The organism is Pantoea dispersa, from assembly GCF_014155765.1.
Classification (GTDB): Bacteria; Pseudomonadota; Gammaproteobacteria; order Enterobacterales; family Enterobacteriaceae; genus Pantoea; species Pantoea dispersa.
Genome location: NZ_SCKT01000008.1, coordinates 188,100 through 206,135, shown reverse-complemented (window position 1 = coordinate 206,135; position 18,036 = coordinate 188,100). Strand labels below are relative to the sequence as shown.

Below are 18,036 nucleotides of genomic sequence, written 5' to 3'. Positions count from 1 at the left end.
AGCGTACCTGTTCAGGCTTGCCTTTTACCGCTAGAGTGAATGATCCAGGGAACGTAGAGGAGAGGTGTCATGCTGTACATCTTTGATTTAGGCAATGTGATTGTTGATATCGATTTCAATCGGGTACTCGGCGTCTGGAGCGATCTGGGACGCGTGCCGCTTGCCACGCTGCAGAGCCGTTTTCGCATGGACGAGACTTTCGAGCAGCACGAGCGGGGCGAAATCAGCGACCCGGAGTTTGCCGCGCGGCTGTGTGACCAGCTCGATATTGCCCTGAGCTATCCGCAGTTCACCGCTGGCTGGCAGGCGGTGTTTGTCGGCGTGCGTCCGGAAACACTGGCGATCATGAACCAGCTGCGCGCCAGCGGCGAGCGCGTGGTGATTCTGTCTAACACCAACCAGCTGCATTTCGAGTTCTGGCCAACGCAGTATCCGGAAGTGCAGCAGGCTGCCGACCACATCTATATGTCGCAGGATATCGGCATGCGCAAACCAGAAGCGCGCATCTGGCACTACGTACTGGAGCATGAAGGCTTCACCGCCGATCAGGCGGTATTCTTTGATGACAACCAGGCCAATGTTGATGCGGCGCGCGCGCTGGGTATTGAGAGCGTGCTGGTCGAAGATGCGAAAACCGTGCCTGACTGGTTTGCGAGCCGTCGCTGAGTGACCATGCGAACTCATCTGCGCCACTCGGCGCATGCGTTTTTCCTGTGGATCAAACTGCTGTGGCGCCGCATCGATGAAGACAACATGACCACGCAGGCCGGTAACCTCGCCTACGTGTCACTGCTGGCGCTGGTGCCGCTGATTGCCGTGGTATTCGCGCTGTTTGCCGCCTTCCCGGTGTTCTCCGACATCAGCGTGCAGCTGAAGAACTTCATCTTCACTAACTTCATGCCGGCCGCCGGGGATGTGATTCAGCGCTATCTCGATCAGTTTGTCGCCAACGTCAATAAAATGACGGCAGTGGGAGCGGTCGGGCTGATAGTCACTGCGCTGCTGCTGATGCACTCGGTCGACAGCGCGCTCAACGCCATCTGGCGCAGCGACAAGCCGCGCCCGATGGTTTACTCCTTTGCGGTCTACTGGATGATCCTGACGCTGGGACCGCTGCTGGCCGGTGCCAGTCTGGCCATCAGCTCCTATCTGCTGTCGCTGCGCTGGGTGAACGTGACCGGCGTCACCAGCCTGATCGATCAGGCGCTGCGCATCTTCCCGCTGGTTTTGTCGATTCTCGCCTTCTGGCTGCTGTACAGCATTGTGCCGACGCGGCGCGTGCCGGGACGCGATGCGTTGATAGGTGCGGTGGTCGCGGGTCTGCTGTTCGAGCTGGGCAAAAAAGGCTTTGCGCTCTATGTTACGATGTTTCCTTCGTATCAGTTAATTTACGGCGTGCTGGCGGTGATCCCCATCCTGTTTCTGTGGGTTTACTGGACCTGGTGTATTGTGTTGTTAGGCGCGGAAGTGACCGTCACTCTGGATGACTATCGCCAGTTAAAACAGCAGGAACGCGATAAAGAACGAGAGGAAACATGATTGCTTTGATTCAGCGTGTGACGCGCGCCAGCGTCAGCGTGGATAACGCCACGGTGGGCGAAATTGGCGCCGGTCTGCTGGTGCTGCTGGGGGTAGAAAAGGGCGATGATGAGCAGAAATCACAGCGCCTGGCGGAGAAAGTGCTGGGCTACCGCATCTTTGGCGATGAGAACGACAAAATGAATCTCAGCGTACAGCAGACAGGCGGTAGCGTGCTGGTGGTTTCGCAATTCACCCTGGCGGCCGACACGCAAAAAGGCATGCGTCCCTCTTTCTCTGGCGGCGCGCATCCGGCGGAAGCGGAGCGCCTCTATCACGACTTCAGCGATCGCTGCCGGGCGCTGGGCGTCACCACCGCCAACGGGCGCTTCGCCGCCAATATGCAGGTTTCGCTGATTAACGATGGTCCGGTGACCTTCTGGTTACAGGTGTGAGATTTTTAGCCGAGCGGCAAGGGATCAGCCACGCAAGCTCCGAACGAGAGAATCACTTTATGTATCATCTTCGCGTACCGCAAACGGCGGAAGAGCTGGATATGTATTACCAGTTCCGCTGGGAAATGTTACGGAAGCCGCTGCGCCAGCCGCAGGGCTCAGAACGTGATGCCTGGGATGCGCTGGCGCATCACCAGATGGTGGTGGATGAGCACGGCAAACCGGTAGCGGTAGGCCGGCTGTATATCAATGCGGAAAATGAAGCGGCGATCCGCTTTCTGGCGGTGCACCCGTCGGTGCAGGGCAAAGGGCTGGGTACGCTGGTGGCGATGACGCTGGAGTCGGTGGCGCGCCAGGAAGGGGCCAAACGCGTCACCTGTAGCGCGCGCGAGGATGCGGTGGAGTTCTTTGCCAAGCTCGGCTTTGTTAATCAGGGCGAAATTACCGCACCGCAAACCACGCCGGTGCGTCACTTCCTGATGATTAAACCGGTGGTGACGCTGGATGATATTCTGCATCGCGCCGACTGGTGTGGACAGCTGCAGCAGGCGTGGTACGAACACATCCCGCTGAGCGAAAAGATGGGCGTGCGCATTCTGCAGTATACCGGGCAGAAGTTTGTTACCACCATGCCGGAAGCCGGCAACCAGAACCCGCACCACACGCTGTTTGCCGGCAGCCTGTTTTCACTCGCCACGCTTACCGGCTGGGGATTGATCTGGCTGCTGCTGCGCGAACGCCATCTCGGCGGCACCATCATTCTGGCCGATGCGCATATTCGCTACAGCAAACCGATCAGCGGACGGCCCGGCGCCATCGCCGATCTCGGCTCGCTGAGCGGCGATCTCGACCGGCTGGCGCGCGGACGAAAAGCACGCGTACAGATGGAGGTGGAGCTGTTTGGGGATGATGAGCTGGGCGCGGTGTTTGAAGGTGTCTACATCGTGTTACCCGCCGATCCCGACGGACCGCTGGAAGAGGGCGGTTCAGGCGCGCGTATTAATTAACCACGCAGCGCGCAGCCACAAAATTAATCCGATCACCCCGGTGCGCATGAATGCGCACCCTGGAAAAACGGTGCATTGATTTTGTAGGGTCGCCATTAATGGCGACCAAAAAAGCGCAACTGACCCGCATCGCGCTTTTCAGCGCGATCGGTCATGCAATCATCACTGCACCTGCCCGCCACGCATCGTCTGCTGCACCGACTGCGTATCCGTCGTCACCGACAAACTGCCTTCTGCGCTGGCACGCAGCGGGGCGCCCGCGCTAAGCGAGCCCTTCAGCTGCAGCTGCAAATTACTGCTGCCGCTCAGCGGCAGCGCAGGCCAGCCCCAGTTTTGCAGCACGTTTGCCGGTACCGCCTGGCCTTTCAGGTTCAGTGTAAACGGACGCTGTGCTTCCTGTCCTGCGGTTGCCGTGCCTTCCAGTAATCCGCTACCGTTGAAGGCGCTCATCTCGCTGACCTCAATCTGCCGATCGCTGGCGTTCAGGCTAATCGACGGATGGCGCAAATCGGTGCGGTTAAAGGTGGCTTCCGCCGCGTTAAAGCTGGCTTTGCCCGCCCAGATGCCCCATTGATGCTGGCGCGCCAGCAGCAGATTCTCTGCATTACCGTCGAGCGCGGTCATCTGGAACGGGAAGGCCGGATTGATATCAATCACCAGGTTACGGTTAGCGGTCGCACGCTTCACCAGCACGCTATCCAGCCAGCCCGGCAGCGTCTGCTGCCAGCGATCGCGCCAGTTTTGCGGCAGCGTGTATTCCAGGCCGGCAATGGCTAAATCGTCAAGCGTCAGGCGCTTATCGCTGCGCGTCCAGCTGCCGCTGGCGCGAATCACGCCGTTGACCCAGCGGGAGCTGAACTGCGTCAGCTGAATGCCCTGCGGTGAGAATTCTGCGTTGACGATCGGATCGTTGAGTTCAAAGCTGCCGTTAATAAAGTTGCCAGCGTTCATGGCCAGCGAACCGTCGTCGCTCTGCCAGTCATCGCCGCGCAGCGTGATGTTTTTCAGGCTCAGATCGAGATCGGTCACGGCCCAGTCCGGCCCCTGCAGGCGCGCATCGGTCATATCCAGCCGGTTGATGCTCACCGAAGGCACGTCGCGCAGCGGACTGAGGAACTCGCTCAGGCTCTGCTGGGTTTGCAGGCGGATATCGTTAAGACGCAGCTGGTTGATTTGCCAGTTACCCTGCGCGTCGCGCTCGGCACGTCCGGTCATTGAGCCGCGCGCCAGATCGGCGCCGATATTGCTCAGCACCAGCCGGCGTTTGGCGATATTGCCCTGCAGCAGCACGTTGTTACCGGCGACGCCGTCCAGCGTCATGGCACCTGCGCTCATCTGAAACTGCGCATCGCTGCCCAGCATATCGTCAGGCGTGGGCTTCCACGGCACAATGCCGCCGTTGACCCGCTGCGCTGCCAGCGGCAGGGCGCTGTGCGGGCTTTCGATCTGTACGTTATTGAGCTGCAACCGGTTGGCCTGAATCGGCAGCGTGGTTTGTGGTGACTGGTTAGCGAGGTTGATGTCGCCGTCGCGCACTTCAATGCTGTCGAAATGCAGCGGATCGCTGAACTGCACCAGTGCCAGACCGAGATCGACGCGCTTCGCCACCAGTACCGCCGGCTGGCCGTCGTGGCCGAAGCTGAAGTCATCCAGGATGATGTGGGAAGGCGAGGAGAAGTTGTGCTCAATCTTACTCAGCGACAAATGCCAGGCGGTTTTATCGCTTACCCAACGGCTAAACCAGCCTGCGCCCCACTGGGTTTGCAGCAGCACATAGAGAACCACCAGCGCCAGCAGAATCAGCAGTAACAAGGTAAGGAAAAACTTGCCTAAAAATTTCATCGCATCCATCCATCCCGATATTTATCCGGTGAGTGGTTGTTATGCCTGAATTACCGTTACAGCTCAACAGCCTGGATGAAAAAGCGGATAAATAACAGGCAGGCCGTAGCCTGCCAGCAGCATTACTTTTCCTGCGGAAAGACGAGGTTAAGCACAATAGCGGTGATACCCCCGGCGGCGATGCCGGATGACAGCAGGGTTTTCAGCCAGTCCGGGGCAAATTGCAGAATCAGCGGCTGCTGCGATACGCCAAGGCCCACCGCCAGCGACAGCGCGATGATCATAATGGCGCGGCGATTGAGCGGTTCGCGCGACACGATGCGCACGCCAGAAGCGGCAATGGTACCAAACATCACGATGGTGGCTCCGCCCAGTACCGGTTCCGGAATATGCTGCACAAAGCCGCTCACCGCCGGGAACAGGCCGAGTACGATCAGCATCAGCGCCACCACAAAGCCCACGTAGCGGCTGGCCACGCCGGTCAGCTGAATCACCCCGTTGTTCTGACCAAAGCAGGAGTTAGGGAAGGTGTTGAACAGCGCCGACACAAACGAGTTGAGACCATTGGCCAGCACGCCGCCTTTCAGACGCTTCATATACAGCGGACCGCTGACCGGCTGTTCGGAGACATCGGAGGTGGCGGTAATATCGCCGATGGTTTCCAGCGAGGTCACCATAAACACCAGCATCAGCGGGATCAGCAGATTCCAGTCAAAACCCAGGCCGTAATAGAGCGGCGATGGCACGGCCAGCAGCGCCTGGTTGGTTGGTGCAGAGGTAGCGGGCAGCATATCCAGCGCCCAGGCCAGCGCATAACCCACCGCCATGGCGATCACCAGCGACGCGACGCGCAGATAAGGGTTGCGCTGGCGGTTGAGCAGGATGATAACCACCAGCACGGCACCGGCCAGCAGCAGATTTTTCGGCGCCCCAAAGCTGTGATCGTTCATGGCGGCGAAGCCACCGCCAATCGAGGTCAGGCCGACCTGAATCAGCGACAGACCGATAATCATCACCACAATGCCGGACACCAGCGGCGTGATGATGCGGCGCGCGAGGTGCAGCACGCGTGACAGCAGCATCTCGGTACAGGAAGCCACCATCAGGGTACCAAACAGCGCCGCCATCATGGTTGGCACATCGGCACCGCCGTTTTTCAGCGCCATACCGCCCATGATCAGCGGCGTGACAAAGTTAAAGCTGGTGCCCTGAATCGACAGCAGGCCAGAACCCACCGGTCCCCAGGTTTTGATTTGCAGAATGGATGCCACGCCCGAAGCAAACAGCGACATGCTGATGATGTGCTGCGTGTCCTGCGCCGGTAAGCCGAGCGCCTGGCAGATCAGCAGTGCCGGGGTAATCACCGCCACAAACATCGCCAGCAGATGCTGGCAGGCGGCAAACAGCGTTTGCGGCAGCGGCGGACGATCTTCAAGACGGTAAATCAGTTCACTTTTGCTCTCGCCTGGCGCAGTGGCAGGCTGGCGGGATTCAGCAGTATTGACGGACATGGTGGCTTCTCAATAACAACAAAGGGGCGATTTTAAACGGTTGCGTTGTGAAAGCAATCGTTTGCAATGCCCCTTTTAGTTGCGATTGATCTAGAGCGTAAACACCGTGCGGCAGCGGCTGTCATCCAGCTGCCACGCCTGCTCTACCTCACTCAGCGGACGCTGCTGAAAAGCGATGGAGAAGTCACTTTCAGCGGCGGCGTTCAGCATCTCACCAATGCAGGCGATCAGTTCGCTGTCAGAGACGCTGCCCAGTCCGCTGCCCATCAGCGTCAGCCCGGATGAGCGCAGCAGTTTACTGTGCAGCGCGATCTCCTGCCCGCTGAGCGAGCCAATCTGCACGAAGCGCACCGTTTTCTCACCGCCGGCCACCGCCGCGTGCATGATGTCGAGCGCACTCTGGCCCCACAGATAATCCAGCACCACATCAATGCCCTGCTGCATCAGCGCTGGCAGCGCGCCGGGCAGTTCATCCAGCGTCAGGATGATATCCGCACCCTGCGTGCGCAGCTGCTCCAGCACCGCGCGGTTACGGCCGGTGGCGATGATTTTCCCGGCACCGAGGTGACGCGCAATGCGCACCGCCAGCCCGCCGGAGGTGCCGGTTGCACCGTTGATCAGCACGGTTTCACCCGCCTGAAACTGCGCGCGACGCGTCAGTGCGGCCCACGAGGACATGCCGGGATTGGCGATTGCCGCAGCCAGCAGCGGATCAAGCGTCGGCGGCAGCGCAACCACCGCCGCAGCCGGCACCCGGGTCTGCTGCGCCATACTGCCCCACGGTGCGCTAAAGGCGAGAAAATAGACCGGATCGCCGTTGCTCAGCGTGCCGGTGCCATCAATACCGGCGATAAACGGATAGTGGCTATCGGCGCTGTAATGGGCGCCGGCAGCTCGCGCTTTCGCCAGCTGGCTGATGGCGGCGGCCTTCACCGTTACCACCACATGCTGTTCATCGGCCTGCGGTGCCGGGAAATCGCCCCATACCGGTTTCTCACCTGCGGCACTGACAATAGCTGCTTTCATGTTTCACCTTCAGTTCATCGGATAATATGTGTAATATGCACACATTAGGCCTGCTCTGGGATGACGTCAATGAAAAGCGTGCAAAATACACATAATAATGCCGGCTTCGATGATTTGCACAACGCGCTGCTGATGATCGTCGGCACCTTTAATCGTCCGCAACGCGATGAATTATTAATAAAAGAGTCCGGTATCCAGCTGGATCGCGCCCTGTTTCCGTTGCTGATCCAGATTGGCCGCTTTGGTCCCCTCGGCGTGGTCGAGCTGGCCGATCGCGCCGGGCGCGATTACACCACTGTCAGCCGCCAGGTGGCGAAGCTGGAAGAGCTGGGGCTGGCGCAGCGGCAGAAAAATGCCAGAGACAAGCGGATCAATGAGGCGGTGATCACCGCGGCGGGAAAAGCGATGACGGACAAAATCGACGCGGCGCGCACCCAGATCTATCAGCAGCTGTTCGCTGGCTGGCCAGCTGAAGAGCGCGCTGAGTTAACGCGCCTGTTACAGCGCTTCGTCGGGGATTTTATGGCGGTGGATCGACAGCCGCAGCTGGATTAAGCGTGGCTGTAGCGCTCGGTTTCCGGCAGCCAGCGCTCGATCAGCGCCTGAGCCTGTTCGGGATAATGCTGGTGGATATGGCGCGCCACGCGCTGAACTTCCGGAATCATGCTTTGATCGCGCAGTAAATCGGCAACTTTAAACTCGGCGTTGCCGGTCTGGCGCGTGCCGAGCAATTCACCCGGACCGCGAATCTCCAGATCGTGCTGGGCGATGACAAAACCGTCGTTGCTGTCGCGTAGCACCTGCAGGCGTTTCTGCGCGGTTTTACTCAGCGGCGCTTTGTACAGCAGCACGCAGTGTGAGGCGACGGCACCGCGGCCAACGCGTCCGCGCAGCTGATGCAGCTGTGCCAGACCAAGCCGTTCCGGGTTTTCGATGATCATCAGGCTGGCGTTGGGCACATCCACGCCGACCTCAATCACTGTGGTAGCCACCAGCAGCTGGATTTCGTTGGCCTTGAACGCCGCCATTACCGCCTGTTTCTCCGCCGGCTTCATACGCCCGTGTACCAGACCGACCTGCAGGTCCGGCAGCGCCACTTTCAGCTCCTGCCAGGTGGCTTCCGCCGCCTGCGCTTCCAGCACGTCGGATTCATCGATCAGCGTACACACCCAATAGGCCTGACGGCCCTCGTGGCAGGCGCTCTGCACCCGGGTGATGATGTCGCTGCGGCGGGTATCGGGAATCGCCACCGTGGTCACCGGCGTACGGCCCGGTGGCAGCTCGTCAATGGTTGAGGTATCGAGATCGGCGTAGGCCGTCATCGCCAGGGTGCGCGGAATCGGGGTGGCGGTCATGATCAGCTGATGCGGATGGAAACCCTGCTCTTCGCCTTTTTCCCACAGCGCCAGCCGCTGATGCACGCCGAAACGGTGCTGCTCATCAATGATCACTAGCGCCATGCCGTTGAACTTCACCTGTTCCTGGAACAGCGCGTGCGTGCCCACCACCATCGCCACCTGACCGCTGGCAATCGCCTCCTGCTGCGCTTCGCGCGCTTTGCCTTTCTGCTTTCCGGCCAGCCAGCCAACCTCTACGCCAAGCGGCGCAAACCACTGGCGGAAATTACTGGCGTGCTGTTCTGCCAGCAGTTCGGTCGGCGCCATCAGCGCTACCTGCTTGCCGTGGGCGATCACATTCAGCGCCGCCAGCGCAGCCACCAGCGTTTTACCGGAGCCGACATCACCCTGTACCAGGCGCATCATCGGGAAGTCATGCGCCAGATCGCGCTCAATCTCTGCGACCACGCGCCGCTGCGCCGCGGTGGGCGAGAATGGCAGCGCGGCCAGCAGTTTATCCACCAGTTGGTGGCGTGCCGGCATGGGCAGGGCGTGATGGCGCTGCGCGCCGGCGCGTACCGCCAGCATGCTGAGATTGTGCGCCAGCAGCTCTTCGAGAATCAGACGCTTCTGCGCCGGATGACGGCCGGTTTCCAGCTCGCTCAGGCGCAGGTCCGGCGGCGGCCGGTGCAGGGTGCGCAGCGCCTCCGGCAGGCTGATCAAACCGCCGCTCAATTCCGGCGGCAGCAGCTCGGCAATCGGGCAGCTCTCCAGCAGCGTCAGTGCCTGATCGGTGAGATTGCGCAGCGTGGCCTGGCGAATACCTTCGGTGGTGGGATAGACCGGCGTCAGGGTTTCCTGCAGCTCAACGCCACCCAACTCGCCCTGGACGCGATACTCCGGATGAATGATTTCAGCGCCGCGCTGGCCGCGTTTGATCTCGCCATAAGCGGTAACGCGACGGCCCGGTGCCAGGCTGTTTTTCATGCCGGCGTTGAAGTTGAAGAAGCGCATCGTCAGCACGCCGCTGCCGTCGGTGATCTGGCATACCAGCATGCGACGGCGGCCAAAGGTGATTTCGCTGTGCAGCACTTCACCTTCCACCGTCGCCCAGATGCCGGGCAGCAGATCGTTAATTTTGTACAGCTGGGTGCGGTCTTCGTAGCGCAGCGGCAGGTGCAGCAGCAGATCCTGAATAGTAAACAGGCCGAGTTTCGCCAGTTTACCCGCCTGGCTGGCGCCGACGCCGGTCAGGGTACTGAGCGGAATGGCATCCAGCAGACGGCCTTTCATTTTTTACCCGTCGCTTGCATGGTGGACCACCAGGCGGCATCGGCTTCGACTTCGCCCTGCGCGTTGATGTGCGGATAGGGCAGGCCTTTCTGCTTCGCTACGCGCGCCAGCACCGGATACCCGCCCTCAAACAGCAGGCGCTGCTGCTCATCCTCGTCCAGCAGGCTGTGCTGGCGGCGATACATGCCGGCGTTTTGCCGCTGGCGCTGGGCTTCATACAGAATCAGCGCGGAGGCCACGGAGACATTCAGCGACTGCACCATACCGACCATCGGAATGATGATATCGCGGTCGGCCAGCGCCAGCGCTTCAGCAGTGATGCCGGTTTTCTCCTGGCCCATCAAAATACAGGTCGGTTTGGTGTAATCGATCTCGCGGAAATCGACCGCTTTGTCAGACAGATGGGTCGCCAGCACTTGCATGCCGCGATCTTTCAGATGGCGCACCGCATCAGCAATGTGGCGATGGGTTTTCACCTTCACCCAACTGTTACTGCCCGCCGACGCGGACACCATGGTGCGCATACGCACGCTGGGCCATACCGCGTGCACTTCGTGGATGCCGACGGCGTCGGCGGTGCGGATCACCGCAGAGACATTGTGCGGCTTATGCACCTGCTCCATGCAGACGGTGAGATCGTGCTGGCGCATGGCCAGCATCTCCTGGATACGAGCAAAACGTTGAGCGTTCATGCACTAATTACGGTTACGGTGAACTTTAATCACGTCCGGCATCACGCGGATTTTACGCATGATATTGGCCAGATGGACGCGATCGTTCGCGGTGAGGCGGATGAAGGCGCTGTAAACGCGGCCGTCACGCTCTTCGGTATTAAGGCTTTGAATATTCGAACCTGCGGTATTGATTGCCGCGGTCAGGTTGGCCAGCGCGCCCTGGTGGTTAAACATATCCACCTTAATCTCGGCGACAAACTCCTGATCGGTCACTTTATCCCATTCAACCGGCATGAATTTTTCCGGTTCTTTCTGGTAGCCGCGAATATTGCGACAGGATTCGTGATGCACCACCAGACCTTTACCGGGGCTGACGTGCGCGACAATCGGGTCGCCAGGGATTGGACGGCAGCACTTGGCGAAGGTAATCAGCACGCCATCAGCGCCCTTGATGGGCAGCTTTTTGCTGCGCTTACTGCTGCCAGATGACGGTTCGCTACCGGATTGCAGCAGGTTCTTCGCCACCACCACGCTCATGGCATTGCCGAGGCCAATCTCCGCCAGCAGATCGTCGATGCTGGAGAGCTTCATACGCTCCAGCTCCTGCTGAATATTCTCTGCAGGAATTTCGGCCAGCTTTTTACTGCCGCCGAGCGCGTGGCTCAGCAGACGACGGCCGAGGTTAACGGAATCTTCGCGCTTGAGGTTTTTCAGCAGCTGGCGAATTTTGGCACGCGCTTTTGAGCTCACCACAAAGTTGAGCCACGCGGCATTTGGCCGGGCGCCAGGGGCGGTAATGATTTCAATCGTCTGGCCGCTGGTCAGCGCCTGCGACAGCGGATACGGCTGGCGATCGACGCGCGCACCGACGCAGGCGTGGCCGATATCGGTGTGCACCGCATAGGCGAAATCCACCGGCGTGGCGCCAGCGGGCAGTTCGACGATACGGCCTTCCGGCGTAAACACGTAGATCTCATCCGGGAACAGATCGGATTTTACGCTCTCGATGAATTCAAACGAGCTGCCGGCGCTCTGCTGCAGCTCCAGCAGGCTTTGCAGCCAGCGCTGGGCGCGAATCTGCGCGGTGGTACCGCTTTCGCCGGCTTCTTTATAAGCCCAGTGGGCCGCCACCCCCATCTCCGCCATCTGATCCATATCTTCGGTACGGATTTGCACCTCAACCGGCACGCCGTGCGGGCCGATCATCGAGGTGTGCAGTGACTGATAGCCGTTGGCTTTGGGAATGGCGATGTAATCTTTCACGCGTCCGGGACGCGGTTTGTACAGGCTGTGCATCTGACCGAGCACGCGATAGCAGGTATCAAGGTCTTTCACGATGACGCGAAAGGCATAAATATCCATGATCGAGTGAAATCGCTGCTCTTTCAGGTGCATTTTGCGGTAGATCGAATAGAGATGCTTTTCCCGTCCGCTGACGCGGCACGGAATGCCGGCTTCCTGCAGACGCCCGTCGATTTCCGACAGGATCTTCTGAATCATCTCTTTACGGTTACCGCGCGCCGCTTTCACCACCTCTTTAATCACGCGGAAACGGTTTGGATAGAGTGCTTCAAAGCCGAGCTCTTCCAGTTCCGTTTTCAGGTGATGAATACCGAGGCGGTGCGCCAGAGGACTGTAAATCTCCAGCGTTTCCAGCGCGATGCGCCGTTTTTTATCCGGACGCAGCGCGCCCAGCGTGCGCATGTTGTGCGTGCGGTCAGCCAGTTTGATCAGGATGACGCGAATGTCCTGCACCATCGCCATGATCATTTTGCGGAAGTTTTCAGCCTGCGCTTCTTTCTTGTCGCGGAATTTCAGCTTATCGAGCTTGGAAACGCCTTCTACCAGCTCGGCCACGCTTTTTCCGAACAGCTGTTCCATGTCCTGATAGGTGGCGGGCGTATCCTCGATCACATCATGCAGCAGCGCCGCCATCAGCGTTTCGTGGTCGAGCTTCATCTCGGCCAGAATGCAGGCAACCGCAACGGGATGGGTGATATAGGGTTCGCCGCTGGAGCGTGTCTGGCCCTCGTGGGCATCACGTGCGACAAGGTAAGCTTGCTTGAGGCGCTTGATTTGCTCCTCAGGCAAGTATTTTTCAATCAGCTGATTGAGGCTTTCAAACAGATACAAGGTTGACCTGCAGAGTGCTGTTAACGACGACCTTCAGCGATAGCGGTAACGGCTTGTAACTCAGCGGCTTCCTGCTCTTGCTGTTCCTGACGATCACGGACATCCAGAATCTGGTTGGTGATCAGGCCTTCTTCGATTTCGCGCAGGGCGATAACGGTGGCTTTATCGTTCTCTTCCGGAACCAGCGGATCTTTGCCGCCTACCTGCATCTGACGTGCACGACGTGCAGCGACCAACACCAGGTCAAAACGGTTACCAACTTTCTCTACTGCGTCCTGAACGGTTACGCGTGCCATAGGTGTGCTACTCCACAGATGATGAAGAAATGACTGGGCATAATACTGAAAGTGACTTCAGACTGCCAATAGTTTGCTGATTAAAGCATCATGTCGCGCTTTCTGGCGACCCATACGCAGACGTTCTGCGCGAATAATGGTTTTCAGATCCGACAGCGCCAGATCGAAATCATCATTAACAATCAAATAATCGTATTCGGCATAGTGGCTCATTTCTGCCACTGCCTGCGCCATGCGGCGGGCGATCACCTCTTCGCTGTCCTGACCGCGGCCGCGCAGGCGGCGATCCAACTCTTCGGTGGACGGCGGCAGAACAAAGATACTGCGGGCGGCAGGCATTCTCTGGCGAATCTGCTGTGCGCCCTGCCAGTCAATGTCGAGAAACACGTCAACGCCGGTCGCCAGCACCTGCTCAATCGCCGCGCGTGAGGTGCCGTAATAATTGCCAAACACTTCCGCATGCTCAAGGAAAGCATCCTCGGCGATCATGCGTTCGAATTCAGGCTTTGAGACGAAAAAGTAGTGTTCACCATGCGCTTCGCCGGGGCGCACGCCGCGGGTGGTATGAGAAACAGACACCTGCGTATCGTACAGCGGTTGTGTCTTTAACAGCGCCTGAATCAGGCTGGATTTACCTGCGCCGCTGGGGGCGGAAACAATATAGAGCGTGCCTTGAGCCATGGTTATCTTGAATTGAGTAAAGAGCGGAGTCGATTTCCTGCACAGTATACACGGCTTAAGCGCAGCACGCAGCGTTTGCCGCCCGCACGCGGCAATTCTTTTTCTGTGCGCGCCCTCCAGCGGCAGCGCAACTTTCTGCAATTCGCACAAAAATCCGTCAGCCTCGCTCCACAATCGGCTTTTTAACGCTGGTGTCACTCACCGCGGCACGCTGCAATCAGCAAAAAAGGAGGCGACGATGAAAGGATGGAGATGGCTGTGTGCGATGTTGCTGGCGGGATGTGCGAATGGGATGGCGGTCTGTCCCAACTGGTCACCGGTGCGCGCTGAACAGGAGATGGGCGTGCTGCACAACCAGCTGCGCCACTGGGATGATGCCTACTACCGTCAGGGGCAAAGCCCGGTAAGCGATGCCGACTACGACAGCCTACAGCAGCGCTTACAGCAGTGGCAGCGCTGCTTCACGCCGGCGTTGCCCGGCTATGCGGCACAGCTCAGCACTGACGGCAGCACGCTGCACCCGGTGGCGCATACCGGCGTGCGCAAGCTGCGTGACAAGCTGGCGGTGGCCTACTGGATGCAGGATAAACCGGCGCTGTGGGTGCAGCCGAAAGTCGATGGCGTGGCGGTGACGCTGGTGTATCGCCACGGCGAACTGGCTGGCCTGATCAGCCGGGGCGACGGACTGCGCGGTGAACAGTGGCTGGCGAAAGCACCGCACATTGCGGCGATCCCGCAGCATATCGCGACCGACCGTGCGGAAGTGGTGTTACAGGGCGAACTGTTTCTGACGATGACCGATCACCAGCAGGCGCGCGACGGCGGTCAGAATGCGCGCGCCCAGGTGGCGGGCGCCATGATGCGGCGCGAAGCCAGTCCGCTGCTGTCGCGCATTGGTGTGTTTATCTGGGCATGGCCGGATGGGCCGCCGATGATGCAGGCGCGGCTGGCGCAGCTTACGCAGTGGGGCTTCGCCCTGACGCAGCAGTGGAGTCGCCAGGTCAGCAATGAAGAGGAGGTCGCAGCCTGGCGTGAGCGCTGGTATCGCCAGCCGCTGCCTTTTGTCACCGATGGTGTGGTGATTCATCAGTCACCGCAGCGCGTCGGGCGCGACTGGCAGCCCGGGCAGGGCAGCTGGTCGGCCGCGTGGAAATATCAGCCTGCCGAAGTCAGCAGCGAGGTGCTGTCGGTGGATTTCAACGTCGGACGCACCGGCAAAATTGCCGTGGTGCTGAACCTGCAGCCGGTGCAGCTGGAGGATAAAACCGTCCGGCGGGTCAATCTGGGCTCGCTGCGTCGCTGGAAGCAGTGGGATGTGATCGCCGGCGATCAGGTCACGCTGTCGCTGGCCGGGCTGGGTATTCCGCGGCTGGAACGGGTGATCTGGCGTGTGGCGCAGCGCGACTATCCGCTGCCGCCACAGGACGACGTATTCAATCCGATGAGCTGCCTGCACTTCAGCGCAGGGTGTCGCGCGCAGTTTCTGTCGCGCCTCAGCTGGCTGAGTCACAAGTCAGTGCTGGATATTGCTGGCATGCAGCGCAGTAGCTGGCAGCGCCTGCTGGACGGCGGCAGCATCAGCCACCTGTTCTCCTGGCTGACGCTCACGCCAGAGCAGATTGCGCAGGCGCAGGGCATCTCCACCGTACGCGCCCGGCAGATCTGGCATCGCTTTAACCTGACGCGCCAGCAGCCGCTGCGCCGCTGGATCAGCGCGCTGGGCTTACCGCTGCCGCGCACGGCACTACAGGCGTTGCCCGATACGCAGTGGTCTCAGCTGCTGGCGCGTTCAGCCGACAGCTGGCAGCAGCTGCCGGGTATCGGCAACGTCCTGGCACAGCGACTGGTGACGATGCTGCAGGATGCGCGCCTGCAGTCGCTGATTCACTTTCTGCAGCAGCAGAATATCCCGGCGCAGCCGTCAGTGCTCGGGGTGGGGGTAGTTGAAAATCGGCAGACCGAGGCGGAAGCGCAGCGCCAGCAGGCGGGCGAAGAAGCCGAACAGTAGCGTGATGATCACCACCACTTCATGTGCCAGCGGCGTTTTCAGCAGCAGGATATACATCCAGCCGGAGGCAAAAGCGATACCGGCGTACAGCTCTTTCTGGAACACCAGCGGAATGCGGTTGCAGAACATATCGCGCAGCACGCCGCCAAAAACGCCGGTGATGACTGCGGCGATGGCGGCGATGATCGCCGCATGGCCGGAATCCAGCGCAACCTGTGCGCCGATAATCGAGAACACCACCAGACCCAGCGCATCCAGCACCAGAAACACTTTACGCAGATGATTCATCAGCGGCGCGACAAAGGTGGTGACCACGGCCGCCGCCGCGACGATCATGATGTATTCCGGGTGTTTCACCCAGCCGAGCGGATAGTGGCCCAGCAGAATATCGCGCACCGAGCCGCCGCCAATCGCCGTGACTGACGCAATAATAATGACGCCGAACAAGTCCATTTTGCGTCGGCCTGCCGCCAGCGCACCGGTCATTGCTTCGGCGGTAATACCAATGATGTACAGGACGGTTAATAACATAGAGCACTCCAGTAAACTGGCGGCAAGGCTAAAGATTTCCCAGAGTGTAGACCACTGAGATTTTCTAAAAAAATGTTTTCGGATTAGCCATCTTAATGGCGAGCCTGCTGATGGGCTTGTTACAGAGGAAACGCGGTTATCAGCCGGTGTTTTCGCATCAATAAAAATGATGCGAGACGGCGGATCGGCCCTGATTTAAGTTTCGCCGATGATGTGTCGTACCTGATTAATGCCTGCTCATTCAGGCTCATCATTTACGGGCGCGACGTGCAGCAACTCTGGACAGGCATGAAAAAACACAGCGAAGACATCCTCTATTACTCCTCCGATAAGCTGGCGGCACTCGGGCTGGAAAGCCTGCTGACGGCATTACCGGTAGGCTGCCGCGTGCATGAGCTCTGGTCGCTCAGTACCGTCATCTCGCAGTGTGAAAAGCTGCGACCCCGCTTGCTGGTGTTTATCTTTCACGAGAATATGCCGCTGAGTGGCACCTTCAAAGTGCTGTATGCGCTGCAGCAGCAGTTTCCGGCTATGCAGGTGCTGGTACTGACGCGACGCCTGTTGCCGATGATGCACGCTCTCAGTCGTTATCTGCCCGGACTCAGCGTCCTCGATTTAAAGTCCTCACACACCGCGCTGTGTCGTTGCCTGCTGGCCTGTATCGCTGGCGGGATACCGCAGTTGCAGGAGGGGGCTGACATTCTGCTACCGGACCGGCAGCTGCGGGTGCTGCTGATGATGGCGTGGGGCTACAACACGGAGCAGATTGGTAACCGGCTCGGTATCAGCCATAAAACGGTGAATGCACACAAGCTAAATGCGTTAACCCGCCTGCAGGTGAAAAGCAAAAACGACATGGCCGATCTGTTTATGGTGATTGACGAGCTGCGCATGCTGGTGGGATGGCTGCGCCTGCACCGCAATGGCAAGCTGAGCGAGCTGGCTTATCATTCGCTGGAAGAGTTACTGGAAGCATAAAAAGAAAAAAGCGTGCTGGTAACCAGCACGCGAACGCATCTTGCAGATGCCCAGAGCCCACCATACAGACTTGTTGTTATTATCCGTTTCTTGCTCGCACTGCGGCGAAAGCTTTCAGGCTAAAACGGTACTCCGGCTGGAACCAGGGACGTCCGTAGTAGCAGTAGATCAGCATTCTGATGGAAACCATCGCCAGGTAACCCCAGATGGCGCATAGCACTGACGGTGTCAGCCACACGGTAAACAGCGTGACTGCCAGCCCTGCCAGCACGGAAGACGTTTCCGTAAAGGCAATGCGCGTAAATTGTTTTTCCCGTTGCAGGATGGCGCGATAGTGCTGCCCCTGCGGAATAATAATAAAGATGACGGAAATCATCTCCAGCATAATTGCCAGTTCCGGCTGTCCCATTACTCGGCTGTAAATGTCACTACCGATAAATAGCGCGGCAAAAATAAATAAACCGCTTAATACATTACCCCAGTAAAGCGTCGAGAGTTCGCTGTTATTTAAACTTTGATAGCGAATAAGTGCGTTACCAAAGCCGCGATCGGCTAGTGTATCAATCACTAATAATATCACTACGGCAATCGCGAGCAAATTGAGCTCATTTGCCTGCAGGATTTGCGCCAGCAGTGAAAGCTGTAATACCCCAATGCCAACGATTTTTATGGATGACAACACTGACCATTTGGCGCTGGCCAGATTTCTTTCGCGTATCGCCATACTCTGCTCATTATGGTACATG

At 59.0% G+C, this 18,036-nt stretch carries 17 protein-coding genes; 7 read left to right on the top strand and 10 right to left on the bottom strand.

Translation table 11 applies throughout. From position 1 onward, the window contains the following. Positions 1-69 precede the first annotated feature (69 nt). From yihX to fabY, 4 genes are read left to right on the top strand one after another with little or no spacing between them, the layout of a single operon-like run. A complete protein-coding gene (gene yihX, locus H7K56_RS19625; RefSeq protein ID WP_021507115.1) occupies positions 70-666 on the top strand; it encodes a glucose-1-phosphatase in 597 nt (198 codons plus the stop codon). Positions 667-672: 6 nt separating this feature from the next. After that, a complete protein-coding gene (locus H7K56_RS19620; protein WP_021507114.1) occupies positions 673-1,539 on the top strand; it encodes a virulence factor BrkB family protein in 867 nt (288 codons plus the stop codon). Continuing rightward, complete coding sequence (dtd, locus tag H7K56_RS19615; protein ID WP_021507113.1) at positions 1,536-1,973, top strand: D-aminoacyl-tRNA deacylase; 438 nt, start codon at positions 1,536-1,538, stop codon at positions 1,971-1,973. Before H7K56_RS19620 ends, dtd begins: the two co-directional genes overlap by 4 nt. A 59-nt stretch (positions 1,974-2,032) precedes the next feature. Continuing rightward, the gene (gene fabY / locus H7K56_RS19610; RefSeq protein ID WP_021507112.1) at positions 2,033-2,980 is read left to right on the top strand and encodes a fatty acid biosynthesis protein FabY; all 948 of its coding nucleotides are present in this window, start codon (positions 2,033-2,035) and stop codon (positions 2,978-2,980) included. A gap of 162 nt (positions 2,981-3,142) precedes the next feature. Here the strand turns inward: fabY and H7K56_RS19605 are convergent, their stop codons facing one another. The 3 genes from H7K56_RS19605 to H7K56_RS19595 all read right to left on the bottom strand — a co-directional run bounded on the left by H7K56_RS19605 (position 3,143) and on the right by H7K56_RS19595 (position 7,359). After that, complete coding sequence (locus H7K56_RS19605) at positions 3,143-4,822, bottom strand: AsmA family protein (protein WP_150361014.1); 1,680 nt, start codon at positions 4,820-4,822, stop codon at positions 3,143-3,145. Between the two features lie 122 nt (positions 4,823-4,944). Further along, the gene (locus tag H7K56_RS19600; protein WP_021507110.1) at positions 4,945-6,333 is read right to left on the bottom strand and encodes a nucleobase:cation symporter-2 family protein; all 1,389 of its coding nucleotides are present in this window, start codon (positions 6,331-6,333) and stop codon (positions 4,945-4,947) included. A gap of 90 nt (positions 6,334-6,423) precedes the next feature. After that, entirely contained in the window at positions 6,424-7,359 is a 936-nt protein-coding gene (locus H7K56_RS19595) for a quinone oxidoreductase family protein (RefSeq protein ID WP_150361013.1), read from the bottom strand. Between the two features lie 69 nt (positions 7,360-7,428). Between H7K56_RS19595 and H7K56_RS19590 the strand changes: the two genes are divergently transcribed. Next, complete coding sequence (locus H7K56_RS19590) at positions 7,429-7,914, top strand: MarR family winged helix-turn-helix transcriptional regulator (RefSeq protein WP_058780488.1); 486 nt, start codon at positions 7,429-7,431, stop codon at positions 7,912-7,914. Here the strand turns inward: H7K56_RS19590 and recG are convergent. From recG to gmk, 5 genes are read right to left on the bottom strand one after another with little or no spacing between them, the layout of a single operon-like run. Further along, positions 7,911-9,989: an ATP-dependent DNA helicase RecG gene (gene recG / locus H7K56_RS19585; RefSeq protein ID WP_150361012.1), complete on the bottom strand. Its 2,079-nt coding sequence runs from the start codon at positions 9,987-9,989 to the stop codon at positions 7,911-7,913. The two genes, H7K56_RS19590 and recG, sit on opposite strands and share 4 nt — an antisense overlap. Further along, a complete protein-coding gene (gene trmH, locus H7K56_RS19580; RefSeq protein ID WP_031279638.1) occupies positions 9,986-10,681 on the bottom strand; it encodes a tRNA (guanosine(18)-2'-O)-methyltransferase TrmH in 696 nt (231 codons plus the stop codon). The genes recG and trmH overlap by 4 nt, the downstream gene beginning before the upstream one ends. Positions 10,682-10,684: 3 nt before the next feature. Then, positions 10,685-12,796: a bifunctional GTP diphosphokinase/guanosine-3',5'-bis pyrophosphate 3'-pyrophosphohydrolase gene (gene spoT, locus H7K56_RS19575; protein WP_021507105.1), complete on the bottom strand. Its 2,112-nt coding sequence runs from the start codon at positions 12,794-12,796 to the stop codon at positions 10,685-10,687. A 20-nt stretch (positions 12,797-12,816) separates the two neighbouring features. Continuing rightward, the gene (gene rpoZ / locus H7K56_RS19570; RefSeq protein WP_021314198.1) at positions 12,817-13,092 is read right to left on the bottom strand and encodes a DNA-directed RNA polymerase subunit omega; all 276 of its coding nucleotides are present in this window, start codon (positions 13,090-13,092) and stop codon (positions 12,817-12,819) included. 57 nt (positions 13,093-13,149) lie between these two features. Next, positions 13,150-13,773, bottom strand: a complete 624-nt coding sequence (gene gmk / locus H7K56_RS19565; RefSeq protein ID WP_021507104.1) for a guanylate kinase — start codon at positions 13,771-13,773, stop codon at positions 13,150-13,152. A gap of 238 nt (positions 13,774-14,011) precedes the next feature. On the opposite strand from gmk, the gene ligB reads away from it, so the two are divergent. Beyond that, entirely contained in the window at positions 14,012-15,781 is a 1,770-nt protein-coding gene (gene ligB, locus H7K56_RS19560) for an NAD-dependent DNA ligase LigB (RefSeq protein ID WP_150361011.1), read from the top strand. On the opposite strand, the gene H7K56_RS19555 is transcribed toward ligB, so the two are convergent. Further along, the gene (locus H7K56_RS19555) at positions 15,695-16,312 is read right to left on the bottom strand and encodes a trimeric intracellular cation channel family protein (RefSeq protein ID WP_031279636.1); all 618 of its coding nucleotides are present in this window, start codon (positions 16,310-16,312) and stop codon (positions 15,695-15,697) included. The genes ligB and H7K56_RS19555 overlap by 87 nt on opposite strands. Positions 16,313-16,600: 288 nt before the next feature. Between H7K56_RS19555 and H7K56_RS19550 the strand changes: the two genes are divergently transcribed. Further along, positions 16,601-17,290 (top strand): response regulator transcription factor, encoded by a 690-nt coding sequence (locus H7K56_RS19550; protein WP_058759435.1) that lies wholly within the window; start codon positions 16,601-16,603, stop codon positions 17,288-17,290. Positions 17,291-17,369: 79 nt separating this feature from the next. Here the strand turns inward: H7K56_RS19550 and H7K56_RS19545 are convergent, their stop codons facing one another. Beyond that, positions 17,370-18,014 carry an oligosaccharide flippase family protein gene (locus H7K56_RS19545; protein ID WP_021507100.1) on the bottom strand — a complete coding sequence of 215 codons (645 nt, stop codon included), beginning with the start codon at positions 18,012-18,014 and terminating at the stop codon, positions 17,370-17,372. Between the last annotated feature and the right edge of the window lie 22 nt (positions 18,015-18,036).